This window comes from Acinetobacter sp. CIP-A165, assembly GCF_000367985.1.
In the GTDB taxonomy this organism is placed as follows: Bacteria; Pseudomonadota; Gammaproteobacteria; order Pseudomonadales; family Moraxellaceae; genus Acinetobacter.
Map to the genome: position 1 here is coordinate 420,144 of NZ_KB849200.1, position 20,523 is coordinate 440,666.

Genomic DNA, 20,523 nt, shown 5'->3' on the forward strand with positions numbered 1-20,523 from the left:
TCCAGTTATGACTATACTCAATTTTAATAAATCATACACTTAGAGCAAAAAATGAGTGAACAACAACCCGTATTTGAATTACGTGATGAAGATGAGCTTTCTTTAGATTTGATTGAGGCGCAGTACGCATTAAAACAAAGCCAAGATCAAAAAAATGCAAAAAGTGTGTTAGTGCTGGTCAGTGGTATTGAGCTGGCAGGCAAGGGCGAAGCGGTTAAACAGCTAAGAGAGTGGGTCGACCCGCGTTATCTCCGTGTTAAAGCGGATGCACCGCAACGTATGTCAAATAGCCAAGCATTTTGGCAATCGTATACGCGCTTTATACCTGCTGAAGGTCAAATCGTGGTGATGTTTGGCAATTGGTACAGTGATTTACTCGCAACTGTGATGCAGGATGCGAAGGCTTTGGATGACAAAGCATTTGATCGTTATGTCGAAAAAATGCGGGCATTTGAGCATGATTTACAACAGAACCATGTGCATGTGATTAAAGTTTGGTTTGATCTGTCTTGGAAAGCATTGCAAAAACGTTTGGATCAAGTAGATCCATCTGAACAGCATTGGCATAAACTGCATGGGTTGGATTGGCGCAATAAAAAGCAATACGAGACTTTGCAAAGCTTTAGTCAACGTTTTACTGAGGACTGGTTTATCATTGATGGCGAAGATGAAAAACGCCGAGATCAATGTTTTGCTCAGTATGTGTTACAGACTTTGCAAGCCTTGCCAGAACATCAAACATCCGCAGCAAAAACATGGCAGCAGGCCGAGATTCCTCAACAATTGATACAACCAGAGCAGCAAGTTTTAGAAAAAGAACGCTATAAAGATGAGTTGAATGAGCTGACCAAAAAAGTTGCTGAAGCATTACGTTGTGATGAACGTAAAGTGATTATTGCGTTTGAGGGAATTGATGCAGCAGGTAAAGGCGGTGCGATTAAGCGGATCGTGAAAAAGTTAGATCCGCGTGAATATGAAATTCATAGCATTGCCGCACCTGAGCGCTACGAATTGCGCCGTCCTTATCTTTGGCGCTTTTGGAATCGACTCAATGACAGTGGCAAAATCACTATTTTTGATCGGACATGGTATGGCCGTGTGTTGGTGGAGCGTGTTGAAGGATTTGCATGTATACCTGAATGGCAACGTGCTTATGATGAGATCAATCGTTTTGAACAGAACTTAATTGATAGTCAAACCGTCATTGTTAAGATTTGGCTGGCGATTAGCAAAGATGAACAAGCATTACGCTTTAAAGAACGGGAACAGACACCGCATAAACGTTTTAAGATCACAGAAGAAGACTGGCGTAACCGTGAAAAATGGGATGATTATTTAAACGCAGCCGCGGATATGTTTGAACGGACCAGTACCAAGAATGCCCCGTGGCACATCATTGCGACCAATGATAAATATAGTGCACGTATTGAGGTATTGAAGGCGATATTAAAACAACTGAGCGTAGATTAAGCGCTCAGTTGTTTATTGACCTTGGAAACTTCAGTCGATTAAGTCTGTTGAACCAAACCCGCATCTATTGAAGATGGTTTAGCGGTAACATTTTTATGCTGGCGGAACACAATGAGTGTGGCAATCAGACTAATGATCGCGGCAAACATCAGCCAAAAAGCAGGCATACTTTTACTGCCAGACTCTTGAACAAGATAAGTGGCAATCATAGGGGTTAAGCCTCCAAAGACTGACGTTGCTAAGCTATAGGCGACGGAGAACCCTGCGATACGCACTGAGCTTGGCATCATTTCGGTGAGTGAAACGACCAGTGCCCCATTGTAGAAACTATAGAGTAGTGATAACCACAACAGCGCCATCAACATATGCGCAAGACTAATGTCATGTGCTAACCAGTTGAGCAACGGATAGGCGCTGATAAAAATCAACACAGTTGTGATGATCAAGAGTGGTTTTCGACCAAACTTATCTGAGAGATGACCACCAATCGGTAACAGTAAAAAGTTGCTGGCACCGACCATAACGGTTGCGATTAAACTTTCGGTACTGCTTAAATGCAGCACTTCCTTACCATAGGTCGGTGTATATACCGTAATAAAATAAAACATGGTGGTGGTGGTCGCGACCATGCACATACCCACCAGTACAATTTTCCAGTTTGCAGCGAGTGTCGCCATGATTTGTCGCGTGCTTGGATGCTCTTTACGTGAAGCAAAGGCTTCTGTTTCTTGCAAAGATTTTCGTAACCAGAAAATGAACGGAATAATGGCGCAACCGACAAAAAACGGAATGCGCCATGCCCAAGCATCAACTTGTGCCTTGGTAAATGCTAAGCTGACCAGATAACCCAATGTTGCAGCAAAAATAACAGCGACTTGTTGGCTAGCAGATTGCCAACTGGTGATAAAACCACGGTTATGTGGTTCAGCTATTTCTGATAAATAGACAGATACGCCACCGAGTTCGACACCTGCTGAAAACCCTTGAGCCAGACGGCCGACGAAGATTAAAACCGTGGCTGCAAATCCAATACTGGCATAACCTGGGGTCAGCGCGATCAGCAAAGAACCTGCGGCCATGATGCTCAACGTGGCCATTAAGCCTTTACGTCTTCCGATTCGATCAACGTATGGACCAAGAACCAAAGCGCCGATCGGACGCATTAAAAAACTCACTGCGAAGACCAAAAAGGTTTTCATCAGTGCGGCATAGCTACTATCGGAGTGAAAAAAGGTTTGACCTATGGCTTGTGCATAAAGCCCAAAAAGGAAGAAATCATATTGTTCGAGAAAATTCCCGCTGGTGACATTAAAAATTGCACGTATTTTTGACGTTGTTGGTCCGTGTTGCACAACGACTCTCCATCATTCATTTGTCATCGTGTGATGGAGCATAAAAATACAATCTTGATCTAAACTTAAAAAATTAAGTGAATATTAATGCTTCTGTTGTTTTTATGTAGTCCGTACTTCCCTGCGAGACTGGTCATTTTACAGGGAACAAAAGACCTCTTTCATTGTGATTCACACCCACTGTGTTGTTCTCTCACTGGGAGAAACAAAAGGGATTGATGAACGAGGTCTAAATCAATATTTTAATGCGGAGAAATTTATTTAATTGAGTGTCAGGCTTTTTTGTTGAATACGTTTGGCTAGGTTATAGCAGTCTTCGATATGTAGTTCGGTGATTTTTTTCATCATAAAATACCCTAAACTTGCTGCAATAATTTGTCCACCTAAAGGAATAAATTTAGTCACTTGTTTGGTCGCAATTTTGGCAAAGAAACCATTAAAGGATTTTTTCATGGCAGTGCGTGCGACAAGGAATCCTGAAAACTCAAAACCACGTTTGCGTAATTCATTCCAATGGATTTTTTTAGTTTCTGGGTCATAGACGCTGATATGTTCAGGTGCAAGACCAAAGCGTGCATTAATATCTGGAATGACTTGGGTCAGCATGCTTAAGTCAACCACAACATCAAAAAATGGAATGGGTATAATCGCTGCACCTGCCGAATAATAAGCGGTTTTTTTTGTACGTTCTAAGCATTCTTTACGGATTTGTTCCAAATTTAAACTTGGGTCAATAAAGTCAGGCGTTTTTTCAATTTTCATAAAGTTATACCTAAGTCTATCCTTTGAATATGGGATTTTTTGGGGTGTATGTATAAATAGTCAACAATACTTTATTCAACCTTATTCAATAACAGTTTTCAAAACAATTTTTATATTTCATTGTTTGATTAACGTGACATAGTTCTACAAGCTTGTATAGTAACAATTATGTGCATGTGAAATGGTGCTTTTTTGATGAGGTTGTATTAACGCATGGCGATTCATGTTATTCAAAGTCAACGCCTTGAAGTATTATTGCAAGGCGTGATGGCATCCATCACTCAACCAAGCGCTACGCCATTTCAAGTGTTTAAAACGCAACACTTTGTTGTCCCTAGTCCTGCTCAAGAACAATGGTTAACGCAGAAAATCGCAGAGCAACAGGGCATGACTGCAAATTATCAATTTCATCAAAGAATCCGTGGTTTCCAATGGTATGCCTACCAACAAGTTCTCGATGATAAAGAGAAGGTGCGTAAAGCCAATATTCCGCGCTTGATTTTAAAATGGCGAATACATCAAGCTTTGCAACCTTTTATTCAAGCAGATCAAATCAGCTTGGCGATGGAACATCCTCTCTATTCAATCGTACAGCGTATCTATGACAGTGCCGATCAGTTGCAACAAGGCACAGAAAAACAGCTTAAAAAGCAAAGTATGTTGTATTGGGTAGCCGAACAGGTTTCACAGTTATTCAATAACTATATGATTTACCGTGGTTATTGCCAGCGCGGTTGTCAACAAAATTGTACTTGTTCAAGTAATTGGTTGTCGACTTGGGGACAAAATCAAGCGCTCGATATTGAAAATTTGATTTCTCACTCAGATCAGCAAATTTCGGCTTTTACGCTTAATCAGACCCAGCAATTAGAAGCATGGCAACGTTGGTTGTGGCACAACTATTTTCATGCTGACTTTTTGGAAATGCAAAGTATTGATTCTGATTTCTGGAAACTTCTGGACAATGAGCAGACAAGATCACAGGCTTTGGCTCAACTTCCGAATCAGGTCATCGTTTTCACGCTTTTGGATCTTCCACCTAGCCAATTACAGTTCTTACGTCGTTTAGGACAATACCTTGAAGTCTTGATTTTGCACTATAACCCGTCACAGGAATATTGGGCGGATAGTGTCGATCCACTTTGGAAGCAGCGCTATGATCTTGGAGTAAAAGAACGTTTCATTGTGAAGAATCCAAAAGCGACGGATGCGCAAATTGCAGCATTTTTTGAAAGCTTTAGCTTGGGTTTTAATGCCTTAAATCGTGAATCTCGTCATCCTTTATTGACTCGTTTAGGCAAACAGGCGCGAGATCATTTCTCGCTATTATCGCAACTGGCCACAGGGGAAGAGGGTAATTGGGTTGATGCATTTGAAGATTACTTTCCAGATAGCTTACTTGGTCAAATCCAGTCGGATATTTTCTATTTGGCTGAACCTATAGCTCAACAATATGAATTAGCACCTGATGATGAATCGATCCAATTTCATGTCTGTCATTCCAGTTTGCGACAGCTTGAAGTGTTAAAAGATCAGTTGGTGCATTGGTTGTCTCAAGCGGACACCATGCCTCGTCGTCCAAGTGATGTGCTGATTTTGACCCCAAACCTAGCAGAGCTTGAGCCTTTAATTCGTAGTGTTTTTCCTGCTGTTCCCAATGAGCATGATGTATTTTTACCGATCAAAATAGCAGGGGTCGCACAGTTAGATGCGTTGAATGCATGGCGGGCGGTGTTAGGTCGTTTGCAGTTGACCCAAGGGCGGTTTACGCAGGATGAGTTTGCCGACTGGTTGAATCTAGCGGCAACACAACAACGTTATGTTCTAGATTATAGTCAAGTCCAACGGATGTTAGCGTTGCTAAGTGATGCTGGTTTCAAACGTGGTTTGGACGCGGAACATTTAAAACAGAGTCTCACTGACGCTGATCAAGACTATCGTTATAGTTTTAAATTTGCTTTAGACCGTTTGGCTTTAGGGATTGCTGTGCCTGTACATGTGATGGTGCAACAGACCTTAAGTTATGCGTTGGTACAGCCGAGTGACTTTGAGTTAATTGGGATTTTGATTCAGATTTATCAAGACTTCGCTGCTCGACGAGACTGGTTAACGGTGCATAATCAAGGTCAGCGTTTGCCTGTAGAAACATGGTTAACACGGATCAAGGCAGATGTTCAGGAGTTTGAACAGGCAGATGTGACGGCTTTAAAAGCCGTCCGAGAAATCGTGCAAAAGCAAGAGCGTATGCTGACCTTGGCCAGTTATTATGACGATGCCGAAACCCAGTTGCGTCAAATTTCATTGCCACTGCCTTATATCATTGAAGAAATACAACGCACTTTAGAAAGTCAGTCGGCACAAGTTGAGCCGACTGGACAGATTACTTTTAGCCAGATCGGACAGATTCGCCCGATTCCTTATCGCTTGATTGTGCTGTTGAATTTAGATACAGGAAAATTCCCAAATCGGGACAGCCATATTCCATTTGATTTGATGGATACATTACGCCAACAGTTAGGTGATCGTTCCCGTTTGGAAGATGATCAAGGTGCATTTTTGGATGCAGTGTTGTTGGCGCAAGAGCAATTATGGCTATTCTATAATGGCTTTGATATTAATGATGGCGAAGTCAGAGAGCCTTCGAGTGTGTTGCAAGGTTTTCGAGATCATTTGGCTTTGATTGTGAAAGCCCCTCTCTCTAAATCTATCCCAGATGGAGAGACTTCCTTTGATTCTTTTGGGGAAGGCTATGAAAAACTCCAGATCCCTGCTCAGCTTTACCCACTTTATTACCTGCATCGCTTACAACCTTTCGATCCACTGGGTTTTATCGCGGAGCGTCCTGTTCGTTATCAAGACCAGTGGTTTAAAGTGGCTTCACAAATTCAGCAAGCGACAGGTGAGCGCCAAGCATGGGTGAATACCCCTTATCCAGTTGAAAACAATGAAATGACGATTTTGGATAGCCGACAATGGATTCAGGATGTGACTTTTCCAGCGCGACTGTATTTAAAAACTTTGGGTGTGGAAAACCTAAGTGCAACAGAGTTAGTTGATCAAAGTGAACCTTTGTTATTAGATGGTTTAGGCAAATATGCGATTCGACATTTTCTCCAGCAGCAAGATGTACAGCAGCACAACCAAATGCTATCACCCCGCATTTTGCAAGATCAACTCCCTGTGGGAAAAGTGCAGCAAAGTGCATGGCAACAAAGTTGTTTAGAGCAACAACGATTGCTTGAGCGGTTGCAGCAATATGCCCCAGCGCCAACAGAAACCACGCAACGTGTTTGGCGCATCTCGAAACAACTCCAGATGAGCTGTATTAGCCCTAAACAAATGACGCAGGATTGGGTCAGTTTGGATGCATCCAGTGCGCGCGCAAAACGTCTGGCCAAAGTTTGGTTGGAATATTTACTTTGGTTGACGATATTGAATCATGACTCGACAACTGAGAAACGCCGTATCGTGGTGTTTAGTGATCAAACCGTGATTTGTGAGGGATTAAGTTCTCAGCAAGCGCAGCAGTATTTACACGCATGGTTACAGCTTTGGCAGACTGCTCAGCAGCAGCCTATCGTTTTACCTGCGGCACTGATTTTAAAACCACTTGAAAAAGCCAAACATCTGGAATGGACTGAACAGAATGATCAACATCATTTAACGGAAGACAGTCAAAAGCAAATATTGAAAGACTGGAATGATACGGGTGATTTTTCTGGTTTTGATATGAGCCAAAATGAAGCTTGTAAACTGCATCGAGATTGGCAATTTATTCTACAAGAACAAGATGCAGCCGCACTATTACAATATGCCTGTAATCATTATAGCTATGCGCTGTATCAACCAATTTTTGAATATTTACGGGTGGAGTAAGACATGCATTCAAAATATCCTGTGTCTTATCAACCGATTGGTGATATTCAATTCGAAGGTTTGCATCTGATTGAAGCTTCGGCAGGTACAGGGAAAACCTATACCTTATCAAGCTTGATGGTTCGGATTTTATTAGAAAAATATCTGCCCAATCAGGTGATTGCGACGACATTTACCCGTGCTGCTGCCGCAGAACTCAAAAGCCGCATTCGTGCGCGTTTGGTTGAGATTCATCAATATTTAGAACCATTACGCACGCGATTAGATGCCGATATTTACAAACTTGCAGCGCAAGAATCTGATCCGCTTAAACAGCATATTTTACAAACATTTGCACCACGTATTGCCTATGCTTGCGAGCGTTTAAAACTCGTCATTGATCAGTTGGATGAATTATTCGTTGGTACATTGGATAGTTTTAGCCAAAAGCTGTTAAGAGAATTTGCTTTTGAAAGTGGCAAGATTGAACGTGCGCAGATTACCGAAGATGCGAAAAGTTATACCCGCCAGTTGATTCATGATGTGTTACGAGAATGGATTCAATCACAGCCACAACAGGTCATTGATGCCTTGTATAGCGTGGGCGGACTGAAAAGTGTCGATCATTTTGTTGGGATGGTGGAAAGCTCGCTGAATTTTAGCTCTGCCCAGTTTAAGTTGCCTGAAATGCCCGAAATTGAGCTGGCGCAGCTACAACAATGGCAACAACAAGCACAGCAAATTGAGCTCAGTACTTTGGCTGAATATTTTAATTTAGACGGCGCTTATTATTCTCATATTAATGGCACGTCTTTCCGTAACAATGCTTTTAATAAATTATTTTGCGAAGCGTTACCACAGCTATTAAAAGCCCTCTCAGATACTGAGAATGTACAAGTGTTTGATGCCTATTTTGCCGATGCACGAGAGGCTGTATTTAAGTTTTTAGATAAGCTCGACCACCAGAAGATTTTTAAGAAGTGTCCTGCTGAGGTGGCGGATGGTTTTTATCAACATCCGATGATTTTACAACTTCAAAAACTTTGCCAATCGCTACAGCGAACACAGCAGCAGTTCGAACAGTTGCAGGTTTATTTAAAAGCCTATTTGTGTCTCGAAGTGAAGAAGCGTTTACCACAAGTATTGCAGCAAAAAGGTGAAACTACTTTTGCTCAGCAAATCAAAACCCTATCAGAAGCCTTAAAAGGTGAGCAAGGACAACGTTTTGCGGTGTTTGTGCAGGCACGATATCCGTTGATTTTGGTGGATGAATTTCAGGATACCAACCAAGATCAAGATGATATGTTGGCCAGTATTTGGCGGCATCCACAGCGCTATCAAAAAGGTTGCATGATTATGGTCGGAGACCGTAAGCAAGCGATTTATGGTTTCCGTGGTGGCGATATGCTGACCTTCCTGAATGCCTATCAAGACATTATGGCCAAGCAGGGGCGTGAGTATAAATTGATTCATAACCATCGTTCGGTCAAAGAATTGGTCGAGGTGGTAGATGTGTTGTTTCAGCGACAAATGGATTTTGGCGAACAGGTACTTTATGACCCGATTCAGGCAGGTTCACGTCCACATCCTGCTCTGATTGAAGATGAGCAGATCAATCCTGCACCTTTACGTTGGTTACAGCTTCAGGATGGCAATGAACAAGCAACCCAAGTGGCTTGGAAAATTCTAAGCTTACTCAATCAAGCCCATTTGCAGCAATTGTACTTAGAAGGTGATGGTCGAAAAGCCATTTGTGAAGATGATATTGCGGTGCTTTCACGTAGCCACCGTCAATTGGATGAAGTGCAATACGTATTGCAGCGCTTGGGCATTCGGGTCAATCGACCATCAAAACGCAGTGTCTTTGATTCAGCGATTGCGCAGGATGTGGGAGCGTTGCTAACCGCTTTGCTTCATCCTTATGATGAAGCAAAGTTAAAACGCGCTTTATTGAGCCGTTTATTTGGTTTTGATCTCACTCGATTATTGGCACTTGAACAAAGTGCGGAAGGACTGAGCCATTATATTCAGCAGTTCGATGAGATCCGTGAAATGTGGTCGAATCAAGGTTTTTTATCTGCATGGCAACGCTGCTTAAATCAGTTTGGTATCTGGCAGCAATTGGTGGCAACTCAAAGCAAAGATAATGAACGCGCTGTGGTGAATTTGCGTCATCTTAGCGATATTTTGAGTCAGCACAGTGAACATGTGCAAGGTATACAGAACCTGTATCACTGGTATTTAAAACAACTGCATTCACCCAGCGATCGCGAGTGGGAATTGGAGCAAAAGCTTTCTAGCGAAGCGGGTGTGCAGTTGATGACCATTCATCAATCCAAAGGTTTGGAATTTAAAATCGTCTTCTTACTCGGAGCGAACAAAGCATTTTCTGAAATGCAGAAGACTTTAAATTTCTCAACGACTGAAATTCAAGTACCCGAGACAGGACAGATACGCACCCAGCGTGTGGTGGCGATCGCCGATAAAAATTTCTTACAACAAATTGAATTGGATCAACATCAGCAACGTGCGCAAGCTGAACAAAATCGTTTATGGTATGTGGCGCTGACGCGAGCCAGTCATCGTGTTTATGCGGTATTTGAGCCTGAAAAGTGCGATAAAAATAAACGTTCAGGTTTGGCGTTTTGGAAGAATCAAGGTGAAAGCTTCCAATATCCTTATAGTGCCGATGAGCACTTGATCTTAGATCGTCCACAAGCGTTGCAGACTCAGCAAGCCCAACAGGAAATCTTTGTTTCTGCACAGCCTTTACCCGAGCAGCGTTTTTATGCTCGGGCTAAAACCAGCTTTAGTTATTTGGCACAGCATCTCAAACACAAAGCCAATCGTGTTGATCGGCTGGCCAATGCGGATCAAGCTTTTGAGCAAGCGGAGGACGAATTAAATCTACAACTTACGACGAACGCAGTAAGCGCTGAGCCGATTGCTTGGATTAAACAATATTTTCCGAAAGGGACGTTGGCAGGGAATTTCCTGCATGAAATCTTTGAACAGATTGATTTTCAACATCCTGAAACATGGATAGAAGAAATTCGCCGCCGTTTTAAAAATACCTATCAAAGCTTATGGTTAGATTTACTGAGTCAATATCAACAACATTTTCCAGAACAGGAGAATGCTGAACAACAATTATATCAATGGATGGCTGTGTGGTTACGTGAAGTATTGGCAACACCTCTGAATCAAGGCTTTCAATTACAACAATTGACGACAGGGCAATATCTTTCAGAATGCCCATTCTATTTGGCCTTGTCTGATCGTGTCCTTGCTATGCAGCGAGTGCAACAACTATTTGAAGAATACGACATCCACATGCCTGAGTTGCTTGAAGCCAAATCAGCGAGGTATCTCAATGGTTCGATTGACTTGGTGTATTTTGATGGGCAGCGTTACCATATTGCTGATTATAAAAGTAATTACTTAGGCAGTGATCAGGCAGATTATCAAGCGATTCAGATTGCTGAAAGTATGTCGCTGTCAAGCTATTGGCTGCAAGCGGCATTATATCTGGTGGCATTACATCGTTATTTGCAGGTGAAATTGCAGAACTATGATATGCAGCAGCATTTGGGTGGCGCGTCGTATCTGTATTTACGGGGTATGAACGGACAAGCACAGCAGGGTTATTTCTACTGGAAACCTGAGGATGAATTTATCCTACGTTTAGATGCAATTCTTGGGTATTTTACTGAAGATAAATCTGGAAAAATGGTGTAGATAAAGTGAATGATTTTAAATTAAACAAAAACTTATTTTGTGGATAAGTCTGTTCATAAACTTGTGGACAAGCGTGTGGGTAAGTTTGAGGATAACTCTGTGGACAAACAAATCAGTAATCAGTCGGAAGCTTTACCTTGGCTAAATACGTGGAGTAGTTATCTCTCACAAGCCCCATTTTCTCAATCTGCACAAGCAGTTAGCGCATCAGTTATCTTACAACAACTGGTTGAAGCTAGCTTAGAAGGCGACAGTTGCATTGAAGTAGATTCAACACAGCTTGAAGCTTTGGGTGATTTGGCTGTAAGCAGCGAAATCGCAGCGATTCAAGTTGCCCCATGCGTCTATGATCAGCAGGGCTTGGCATTATACCGATATTGGAACTTAGAACAACGCCTCGCTGATCAGATTTGTCGATTAAAGCGACAAACGACTCAGGCAATGGATATTTCAAGCTATCAAGCCCTATTGAATGATGAATATCAACAAGCGGCGTTGAAAATGGTAATGCAACAATGGCTCAGCATTATTACTGGTGGACCAGGTACAGGTAAGACTTATACCTTGGCTAGAATTATTGCGGCGCTGAATCAGATAATTCCTGATATTCGTATTGCCATGGCTGCACCGACAGGTAAAGCGGCGCAACGGATGCAAGAGGCACTGCAAAACTCATTTAATGACCCCAAACTGCTTGAATCAGGTTTAGTCACCGATGAATTACGTCATCAAAACACGCAGACACTGCATCGTTTACTCGGTCTAGGGCATCAGCAGATTCCTCGCTTTCACGCCAAACAACCTTTGCCATATGATGTCATCGTGGTCGATGAAGCATCGATGCTGGATCTCAATCTCGCTACTTTATTGTTTGAAGCAGTGCCTGATTCATGTCGTATTATTTTATTGGGTGATGCCAATCAATTGGCTTCGGTCGATGTCGGTTCAGTTTTGGCAGATTTACAACAAGTTGAAGCCTTGACCGAAAATCGAGTACAACTGAAAAATAGTCGCCGTTTCTCTGATGAAGCCAAAATTGGACAGTTGGCACGGTTTATTCAAGCACAGCAAGATCAAATAGAACATCACGCTGTACTGCCCAAACTTGAATCGGAAATCGTAGCACCTTCAACCTTGCAAGCCATTGCACTGTCAGAGGGCATGCCAGACCTGATTCAACTGGAGTATTTGCCACAACAACCTGCTTTTGAGGTTGAACCGTATCAACAAAAATTAATGTATGGTTTTCAGGGCTATGTGGATGCGTTAAAAAATTATCTACAATCGATTGACCCTGAACATGAAATAGAACGAGTCATTCAGTCTTTTGATGATTATCGGATTTTAGCCGCAGTACGACATGGTGCTTTAGGAATAGAGCAACTCAATCGTTTTGCTGAACAATGGTTGAACCAACAACTTAAACAGATTGCAATCGGGGATTGGTACGTGGGTCGTCCTGTGATGATGACGTATAACGACTACCAACTTGGGATTTCCAATGGCGATATTGGAATTTGCTTTAAACATCGTAGCCAATCGCAGCAATTTGAGGTATTTTTTCCGAGTTTAAATAAATGGATTGCTGCACATCGTTTGCCTCGAAATATGCAAACGGCTTTCGCTCTGACCATTCATAAATCACAAGGTTCTGAGTTTAGTCATACGGCAGTGGTACTTGATCAAGCAGCGGAAAAACTGCTTAGCCAAGAGTTGATTTATACGGCGATTACTCGTGCAAAAAAAGTAGTCACACTTTTGGCCGATCCAAATGCGTTATTACAAGCACTTACAATTCGAACGGTTCGTCGTAGTGGTTTAGTACAAAAGATCAATTTGGATGGATTGTGAACTTATACTTCAAAGTTCACAACTTTGTAAGAAAATGCTTACAAGGATTCAAGCAATTGGCGCTAGAGCTATCTGTGTGTTTTTGAGATTATGGACACACAAAGAGCCTAGTAGGGAAAACTAGGTAAATCGCAAAAATATAATAATAACGTCGTGATGACAGCGAACTTACAGTGAAGTAAGTGATAAAAGAGGAAACTTACAGCCGCTAAGCCTTGTAGTTTTGGGAGAGACTACAGGGCTTTTTTATTTTTACAAATAAAAGCCTAAAAATAGTGACCTTTAATATCGGTTGATTTCAAAGCGTGAACATTCACACTTTGATGGATTTTGCTGTTTAAGTGAAACGGAATCGACCCGTTTGATACTTCAATAAATCGTTTTGTTCCCCACTTCATTGTTAGACAGTTATTTTTAATTATTAAGTTAATTGTTATACAGAATCGTACGTTTTAACTTACAAGGAGATAAGAGAAATGCTATTTTTCTCCACAATTGGTTGTGACAGAATGATCAGTATAAAGAGAAGAAAATTCTTTTCAGTTATATAAGAAAAATGATGTGTGAATCTCATTCAGAGGGTTTGAATGATCGTAAATAAAAAGATAAATAACAAAAATAAATAAAAATGAAAACAATAAAAATTAAGCGCAAAGCCCAAGCTAAAACTTGGGCTTTTTTGTATGGATTTGAATGTTAAACCGCTAAACCAAATCATTTTCCGTACGATCAGTTGCAAACAATGAGCGACGTTGATCTTTTGGGATTTTCGGACAATTGCTTGAGATTTGATAGAGGGTTTTTGCCAGAGCAGGTAAATGAGTTCCGACGACAGATTTTCCAGTCGTTAAAAGTGAGACACTGATATCACGCTCAGGATCAGCCCAACATAAAATGTTAGAGAAACCGATATGTCCAAAAGCTTGTCCAGTCATCGGGCCAAATAAACCAATCGGGTTACTACCGAGCATAGGACCTAAAGCATAACGCATTGGTGCCAGTAAAGTGCGATCTAAACTGATCCCTGATGTTGGTAGCGTCGAACGAAAAACCGTTTTGGCACTCATGATTTGTTTGCCCTGATATTCACCACCACTCAACAACATTTCAAAGAAACGACCTGCTTGTTCAGCACTGGTATAAATATTTCCTGCGGGGCAAATCGTATCCATAAACCGAGTATCGTTGGTGACATCAACTGCAAGCTGCAAACCACCGCCCAATACACGATGTAGATAATGATCTGTGCCCAAGCTTGGATGAATGCCTGTTGCGTAGTTGAGCGCGGCATCGGCACGATATTCAGGTTTTAGACCATAGTTAAAGTAGTCCAAGCCCATCGGTTTTTCTATGTTTTTCGCCAAAAACTCACGAACGCTTTGACCTGTGACTCGCTGTACAATTTCACCTAAAATGTAGCCAGCGGTGACGGCATGATAAGCAAGATGCGTTCCTGAAGGCGATACCGGTTTGGCTGCACACAGCAGTTTTAAGATTTCTTCTTGATTAAACAGCAGTTCTGGTGTGACTTCACTGTCAATACGAGGAATGCCACCGCGATGGGAGAGTAGATGGAAGAGGGTCGCACGACGTTTCCCATTTACGCCATATTCAGGAATATAGTAGCTAATCGGATCAAGTAAATTTAGATCACCGCGTTCATCTAACATATGGATCAGCATGGCTGTGACCATTTTAGATGCCGAAAATAAGCAAACAGGTGTATCTGGTGTCCCGACTTTGGCATCGGCGGCTAAGCCATCAGGCGAGTTGCCTTGAGCATGACCAATACTACGGTTAATTAGAATCTGTCCTTTTCGACGTAGACACAAGGTAATCAGAGGATAGTTACCTGTTTTGTACAAGTGTTCGACACTGTTCCAAATTTTTCCAATCTGAGCATCGGTCATTCCCCCGATTTCAGCAGCAACTTCATCTTTGGAGCGAATGACTTGATTTAAATCATGGGGTACATAACAGGTATTGGTTGATAAAATTTTCACGATTCCCTCGCATTTTTTCGTTTTTCTTTCATTTCTGTCATAAATTGAAAACAGAACTCAGCTAGTGTGCATCTTTTTATACGGGCTGTCAGCTGCCGAAATGCCCGTGTCGTTAAAACATTTTTGCAATATAGTCAGAGATCACTTAAAATAGCCAACTTGCTGTAGTGATGCACGGCAGTCAGTTCTTAGAACTGATCAATATCATTTATTTTTTTAAGCATCTCGGAGAAATCGAATGGCTTTAACAAACGCAGATCGCGCAGAGATCATCGCTAAATTTGCTCGTGCTGAAAACGACACTGGTTCACCAGAAGTACAAGTTGCTTTATTGTCTGCTCAAATCAATGATTTACAGAGCCACTTTAAAGAACACAAACACGACCACCATAGTCGTCGTGGTTTGATTCGTATGGTTAACCAACGTCGTAAACTTCTTGACTATTTAAATGGTAAAGATCACGGTCGTTATGTTGCTTTGATCGGCGAACTAGGTTTACGTCGTTAATTCGATTTGGCTTTGTTTTCGGTATTTCGCATGTCACAGTGCTTTATCGCTGAGAAGAAAGTTTCACCTAATCTATCTTAGGTGATTTTATAGAAGGGGCGCATGTTCGCTCCTTCTTTGTGTTTAACTTTTTTAAAAATCTTTGGTCTAGTGCGATGGCTTCTAAGCTTTGTCATTTATCTACACAGCAGTTGTAGTCTGAATGCCAAACCTTAGGGGTCTCACTAGAATTAAAACTAGGAAATTAAAATACATGTCAATGTTTAATATCATTCGTAAAGAATTCCAATTTGGTCAACATCAAGTTGTTTTAGAAACGGGTCGTGTTGCACGTCAAGCGAATACTGTTGTGGTCACTATGGGTGGCGTTACTGTACTTGTAGCAGTGGTAGCTCAGCCTAAAGCAAAAGCAGGGCAAGACTTCTTCCCACTTACTGTTAACTATCAAGAAAAACAATATGCTGCGGGTCGTATCCCAGGTGGTTATGGCAAACGTGAAGGTCGTCAGTCTGAAGCTGAAACTTTAATTTCACGCCTCATTGACCGTCCAATCCGTCCATTATTCCCAGAAGGTTTCTATAACGAAATCCAAGTAACAGCAACGGTTATTTCTTCTGACAAAACGATGGATGCCGATATTGCTGCAATGCTTGGTACTTCAGCTGCAATGTCAATTGCATCTGTTCCATTCCGTGGTCCAATCGCTGGTGCACGTGTTGGTTTGATCAACGGTGAATACGTTCTTAACCCGAACCATGAGCAGTTAAAAGAAAGCGATCTTGACCTTGTGGTTGCTGGTACAGAATCAGCAGTATTAATGGTTGAATCTGAAGCGAAAGAACTTTCAGAAGACCAAATGCTCGGTGCTGTACTTTTTGGTCATGACGAAATGCAAATCGCGATTCAAGCGATTAAAGAATTTGCTGCTGCTGCGGGTGCAGTTGAATCGACTTGGGTTGCGCCAACTAAAAACGAAGCACTGCTTGAGCAATTAAAAGCAGCGTTTGAAGCAAAAATCTCTGATGCATATACCATTGCGGTAAAACAAGACCGTTACGCAGCACTTGATGCACTTTATGCAGAAGCAGTTGCACAATTCGTTCCTGAAAATGACGAAACTGGTATTGCTGACGAAGTAAACGAATTATTTGAAGAGCTTAAATACCGTACCGTACGTGACAATATCTTGTCTGGTAAACCACGTATTGATGGTCGTGATACTGAAACAGTTCGTGGTATCGACGTTCAAGTGGGTGTATTAGGTCGTGCGCACGGTTCTGCATTATTCACACGTGGTGAAACGCAAGCTTTAGTGACAACGACTTTAGGTAATACACGTGATGCGTTGATGGTCGATACACTTGCGGGTACTAAAACTGACAACTTCATGTTGCACTATAACTTCCCTGCATACTCTGTAGGCGAGACAGGTCGTGAATCAGGTCCTAAACGTCGTGAAATCGGTCATGGCCGTTTAGCGCGTCGTGGTGTTCAGGCTGTTCTTCCTGCAGCAGATCGCTTCCCGTACGTGATTCGTATCGTATCTGATATCACTGAATCGAATGGTTCATCTTCAATGGCTTCTGTATGTGGTGCTTCATTGTCACTTATGGATGCAGGTGTTCCATTGAAAGCGCCAGTTGCGGGTATCGCAATGGGTCTAGTGAAAGAAGGCGAACGTTTTGCAGTTCTTTCTGACATCTTAGGTGATGAAGATCACTTAGGTGATATGGACTTTAAAGTTGCTGGTTCTGCCAATGGTATTACTGCACTTCAAATGGACATCAAGATTGAAGGCATCACTGAAGAAATCATGGAAGCTGCACTTAACCAAGCATTTGCTGGTCGTATGCACATCCTCAATGAAATGAACAAAGTGATTTCACGTGCACGTCCTGAAATCAATGCACATGCACCGACATTTGAAGTGATCACCATTAACCCAGACAAAATCCGTGATGTGATTGGTAAAGGTGGCGCAACGATTCGTGCCATTACTGAAGAAACCAAAGCTGCGATTGATATCGAAGATAATGGTACAGTTCGCGTATTTGGTGAAACTAAAGCGGCTGCTAAAGCTGCGATTGCAAAAATCCAAGCGCTTACTGCTGAAGTTGAACCAGGTAAAATCTATGATGGCAAAGTGATTCGTATCGTTGAATTCGGTGCGTTTGTAAACATCATGCCGGGTACAGATGGTTTACTTCACATTTCACAAATCTCGAATGAGCGTATTGCGAATGTGTCTGATGTCTTAAAAGAAGGCCAAGAACTTAAAGTTCAGGTTGCTGATGTAGACAATCGTGGTCGTATCAAATTGACCATGAAAGATATTGAACAAGCGTAATCACGCTGAGCAATACAAAAAAGTCCGCTAAATGCGGACTTTTTTTAATGAAAATGTTTTAACTGTTTACGCAGTTGTTGTACTTCATCAATCAAATCCAGCATAACCGCAACTGCCGATAAACTCGCGTCAAAGTCGCGTTGTAAACGATAAGCACGACGTGCGCGAGCCACATCTTCACCAATAAATTGATAGCTTTGCGGATCAACTTGAACTTGCAAAATATCGTAATCAATCAGTTTAAGTACCCATTCTGTACTTTGACCACAAGTTTCAGCAAAGCGTTCAAGGTCTAGTGCCATTTGTTCATCAATGATTTCAATTTGGCAGTGACCATCATATTGGATTTCTTTGTATTGAATCGTTGTCATGATCTTACTCCTTATCTTGCACGAGGTTGGAAAGAGGAGAAAGCATCAGCAAATTGCTGATAGGCTTGTTGCTCTTGTTCACTATGTGCTGGTGGTAAAACGATGTTAATGATCAGATAAAGATGTCCTGCGATTTTGTTTGGAATGCCTTTATCTTTTAAACGTAATTGTTGCCCATTTTTTGCATTTTTAGGTAAATTGACATTAAGTTGTCCTGCAGGTGTATTCACCCCAATATTTTGTCCTAAACCAGCTTCCCAAGGACTGACATCAATGGTTTGGTATACATCTGCACCTTCTACACGGATGCGATCGGTATCATTGTATTGAATTTCGATATAAAGATCACCGTTTTCACCGCCGTTGATACCACTTTGTCCTTGTCCATTTAAGCGGATTTGTTGACCTTCTTTCATCCCTTTTGGAATTTTAACCTCTAGTGTCTTACGCTGTATTTCTGGTTCGCCATAGGCATTGTAGGTTGGTATTTGCAAACTAATTTGTTGAGTTGAGCCTTGATAGGCGACAGATAAATCGACTTGAATGCTGGCATGTTGGTCTTCACCGCGATAGCTACGTTGTTGGCGTTGCGAACGTTGTTGACCACCACCAAATCCAGAACCGAAGCGACCAAATAAATCCTCAAAACCACTAAAGTCAGTATTGTCTCCCGAACTTTGACGATAAAATTGTGAACTATCAAATCCACTGCCTTGATTGCTATTTTGACCAAAACCTGCAAAGCCTTGTGGGTGATCTAACATCTGATCATATTCAGCTTTCTTTTCGGCATTACTTAAGGTGTCATAAGCGACATTGATCGTTTGCATTTTGGCTTCAGCATCCGCCTCTTTGCTGACGTCAGGATGATATTTTCGCGCCAGTTTGCGATAGGCTTTTTTGATTTCATCAGCTGAGGCATCGCGTGCAACACCTAGTTCTTCGTAATAATTCTTTGCCATAGTCTATTGTCATAATGTTTTACTTTTATTCCATTATTTGACGATTGAGCAAGAAAGAACAGAGAGGATATGTGTTGATATTGTTTCAAAAAATAGAAAAACTAGTATAAAAATAGATCGCTTAATGCACTTAGGGATAATCTATGCGGTATTGGAAAGTACAATGGATTCATAATTTTGTTGATGAACCGTATTTAATATATGGCGAACTAAATGCAACAATGGAAGAAATTCGTAAAATTGAAGTTTTCAGAAATGGTCAATTAGGGTATGCAAGTATTGATGAATGAATCAACTCCCATGTAGATAACACAGGAGTTGTTTTTGATTAACTCAAATGCTCACCAAACAAACCTAAAGCTTCTTCAGCGGTAAACTCATAACGTGTGTTACAGCATTGGCAATCCATTTGAATTGGATTTTGGATTTCAAGGGATTCATGCACCGCCGCTACACCAATTTGAATCAAAGCATTGGCACAACGCTCTCTAGAACAGGTGCAACCAAACTTTAATTGCTCAGCCTCAGGTAAACGCACTTCTTCCTCATTATACAAACGATAAAGAATTTCATTAGCTGAAAGATCAGTGAGTTCTTCTGGCTTTAAGGTCTCAGTCAGCAGGGTTAAGCGTGGCCATAAATCTTCATCAACGAACTCCTGTTCCTCTTCATTACGAGGAAGCAGTTGAATCAATAAACCACCTGAACGTTGACTATTGGTCGCTAGGACAATATGGGTTGGGATTTGTGCGGATAAATCATAGTATTGTATTAAACAACCTGCCAAAGTCGGTTTATCGAGTGGAACAATACCTTGATAGCGTTCGCCATGTTCAGGTTCAATATTGATGAACAAAATTGGATTGGTTAATGATGCAAGCACAGTGCGACTATCTGTACCTTCGGCGAAGCGTGGATCTTCTTCATAATCAGCCAAAGCACGCACTTCACCTAAATGGTTACATTCCGCCATTGCCCATTTAAATGTGCCATTTGCTTGAATTTGTAAGCTAATACGCCCTTGGATTTTCATGGTGCTTGCAAGTAAGGCTGTTGCACTTAACATTTCACCCAATAAGCTTTGTACCGCAGGCATATACTCACGTTTCGCCAAAATGGTTTGCAGTGCTTCTTCTAAATGAACTATTTCACCGCGGATAGGACTATCTTCAATAAAAAAGCGTTGGCGTAAATCAGACATATTTTTCTCCAGCACCCCGTATTGGGGAAACAAAGCAATGCTTTGCCTTGAAAAGCGCTTAGGGCTTTTATAAAAAGGTGAATGGTTATGCAGTCAATAATGG

General features: G+C 41.6%; 13 protein-coding genes. 7 read left to right on the forward strand and 6 right to left on the reverse strand.

Going from position 1 to position 20,523, the window contains the following annotated elements; translation table 11 throughout:
• Nucleotides 1-51 precede the first annotated feature (51 nt).
• Entirely contained in the window at nt 52-1,470 is a 1,419-nt protein-coding gene (locus F991_RS01850) for a polyphosphate:AMP phosphotransferase (RefSeq protein ID WP_004668407.1), read from the forward strand.
• A gap of 38 nt (nt 1,471-1,508) precedes the next feature.
• On the opposite strand, the gene F991_RS01855 is transcribed toward F991_RS01850, so the two are convergent.
• Entirely contained in the window at nt 1,509-2,822 is a 1,314-nt protein-coding gene (locus F991_RS01855) for an MFS transporter (protein ID WP_004668409.1), read from the reverse strand.
• A 261-nt stretch (nt 2,823-3,083) separates the two neighbouring features.
• Nucleotides 3,084-3,584 (reverse strand): hypothetical protein, encoded by a 501-nt coding sequence (locus F991_RS01860; protein ID WP_004668411.1) that lies wholly within the window; start codon nt 3,582-3,584, stop codon nt 3,084-3,086.
• A 213-nt stretch (nt 3,585-3,797) separates the two neighbouring features.
• On the opposite strand from F991_RS01860, the gene F991_RS01865 reads away from it, so the two are divergent.
• From F991_RS01865 to recD, 3 genes are all read left to right on the forward strand, one after another.
• On the forward strand, nt 3,798-7,460 hold the full coding sequence (locus tag F991_RS01865; RefSeq protein ID WP_004668414.1) for an exodeoxyribonuclease V subunit gamma: 3,663 nt from the start codon (nt 3,798-3,800) through the stop codon (nt 7,458-7,460).
• A gap of 3 nt (nt 7,461-7,463) precedes the next feature.
• The gene (locus F991_RS01870; protein ID WP_004668417.1) at nt 7,464-11,177 is read left to right on the forward strand and encodes a UvrD-helicase domain-containing protein; all 3,714 of its coding nucleotides are present in this window, start codon (nt 7,464-7,466) and stop codon (nt 11,175-11,177) included.
• Nucleotides 11,178-11,276: 99 nt separating this feature from the next.
• Nucleotides 11,277-13,028, forward strand: a complete 1,752-nt coding sequence (gene recD / locus F991_RS01875) for an exodeoxyribonuclease V subunit alpha (protein WP_212749343.1) — start codon at nt 11,277-11,279, stop codon at nt 13,026-13,028.
• 704 nt (nt 13,029-13,732) lie between these two features.
• On the opposite strand, the gene F991_RS01880 is transcribed toward recD, so the two are convergent.
• Complete coding sequence (locus tag F991_RS01880) at nt 13,733-15,031, reverse strand: serine hydrolase domain-containing protein (protein WP_004668420.1); 1,299 nt, start codon at nt 15,029-15,031, stop codon at nt 13,733-13,735.
• A 238-nt stretch (nt 15,032-15,269) separates the two neighbouring features.
• On the opposite strand from F991_RS01880, the gene rpsO reads away from it, so the two are divergent.
• Together rpsO and pnp are read left to right on the forward strand one after the other, a co-directional pair.
• Complete coding sequence (rpsO, locus tag F991_RS01885) at nt 15,270-15,539, forward strand: 30S ribosomal protein S15 (protein ID WP_004668422.1); 270 nt, start codon at nt 15,270-15,272, stop codon at nt 15,537-15,539.
• A gap of 259 nt (nt 15,540-15,798) precedes the next feature.
• Entirely contained in the window at nt 15,799-17,886 is a 2,088-nt protein-coding gene (gene pnp / locus F991_RS01890; protein ID WP_171063386.1) for a polyribonucleotide nucleotidyltransferase, read from the forward strand.
• A gap of 44 nt (nt 17,887-17,930) precedes the next feature.
• On the opposite strand, the gene F991_RS01895 is transcribed toward pnp, so the two are convergent.
• On the reverse strand, nt 17,931-18,257 hold the full coding sequence (locus F991_RS01895; protein ID WP_004668424.1) for a chaperone modulator CbpM: 327 nt from the start codon (nt 18,255-18,257) through the stop codon (nt 17,931-17,933).
• Nucleotides 18,258-18,268: 11 nt separating this feature from the next.
• The gene (locus tag F991_RS01900) at nt 18,269-19,219 is read right to left on the reverse strand and encodes a DnaJ C-terminal domain-containing protein (protein ID WP_004668425.1); all 951 of its coding nucleotides are present in this window, start codon (nt 19,217-19,219) and stop codon (nt 18,269-18,271) included.
• 143 nt (nt 19,220-19,362) lie between these two features.
• On the opposite strand from F991_RS01900, the gene F991_RS17735 reads away from it, so the two are divergent.
• A complete protein-coding gene (locus F991_RS17735) occupies nt 19,363-19,509 on the forward strand; it encodes a DUF6881 domain-containing protein (protein ID WP_004668426.1) in 147 nt (48 codons plus the stop codon).
• Nucleotides 19,510-19,547: 38 nt separating this feature from the next.
• Here F991_RS17735 and F991_RS01905 read toward each other — a convergent pair whose 3' ends face one another.
• Nucleotides 19,548-20,420: an Hsp33 family molecular chaperone HslO gene (locus tag F991_RS01905; RefSeq protein WP_004668427.1), complete on the reverse strand. Its 873-nt coding sequence runs from the start codon at nt 20,418-20,420 to the stop codon at nt 19,548-19,550.
• Between the last annotated feature and the right edge of the window lie 103 nt (nt 20,421-20,523).

Bases quoted from the DNA above. Each gene is read 5' to 3' on its own strand.
- F991_RS01850 (WP_004668407.1), top strand. From the start codon at position 52: ATGAGTGAACAACAACCCGTATTTGAATTACGTGATGAAGATGAGCTT.
- F991_RS01860 (WP_004668411.1), bottom strand. From the start codon at position 3,584: ATGAAAATTGAAAAAACGCCTGACTTTATTGACCCAAGTTTAAATTTG.
- F991_RS01865 (WP_004668414.1), top strand. From the start codon at position 3,798: ATGGCGATTCATGTTATTCAAAGTCAACGCCTTGAAGTATTATTGCAA.
- F991_RS01870 (WP_004668417.1), top strand. From the start codon at position 7,464: ATGCATTCAAAATATCCTGTGTCTTATCAACCGATTGGTGATATTCAA.
- rpsO (WP_004668422.1), top strand. From the start codon at position 15,270: ATGGCTTTAACAAACGCAGATCGCGCAGAGATCATCGCTAAATTTGCT.
- pnp (WP_171063386.1), top strand. From the start codon at position 15,799: ATGTTTAATATCATTCGTAAAGAATTCCAATTTGGTCAACATCAAGTT.
- F991_RS01895 (WP_004668424.1), bottom strand. From the start codon at position 18,257: ATGACAACGATTCAATACAAAGAAATCCAATATGATGGTCACTGCCAA.
- F991_RS01900 (WP_004668425.1), bottom strand. From the start codon at position 19,219: ATGGCAAAGAATTATTACGAAGAACTAGGTGTTGCACGCGATGCCTCA.
- F991_RS17735 (WP_004668426.1), top strand. From the start codon at position 19,363: ATGCGGTATTGGAAAGTACAATGGATTCATAATTTTGTTGATGAACCG.
- F991_RS01905 (WP_004668427.1), bottom strand. From the start codon at position 20,420: ATGTCTGATTTACGCCAACGCTTTTTTATTGAAGATAGTCCTATCCGC.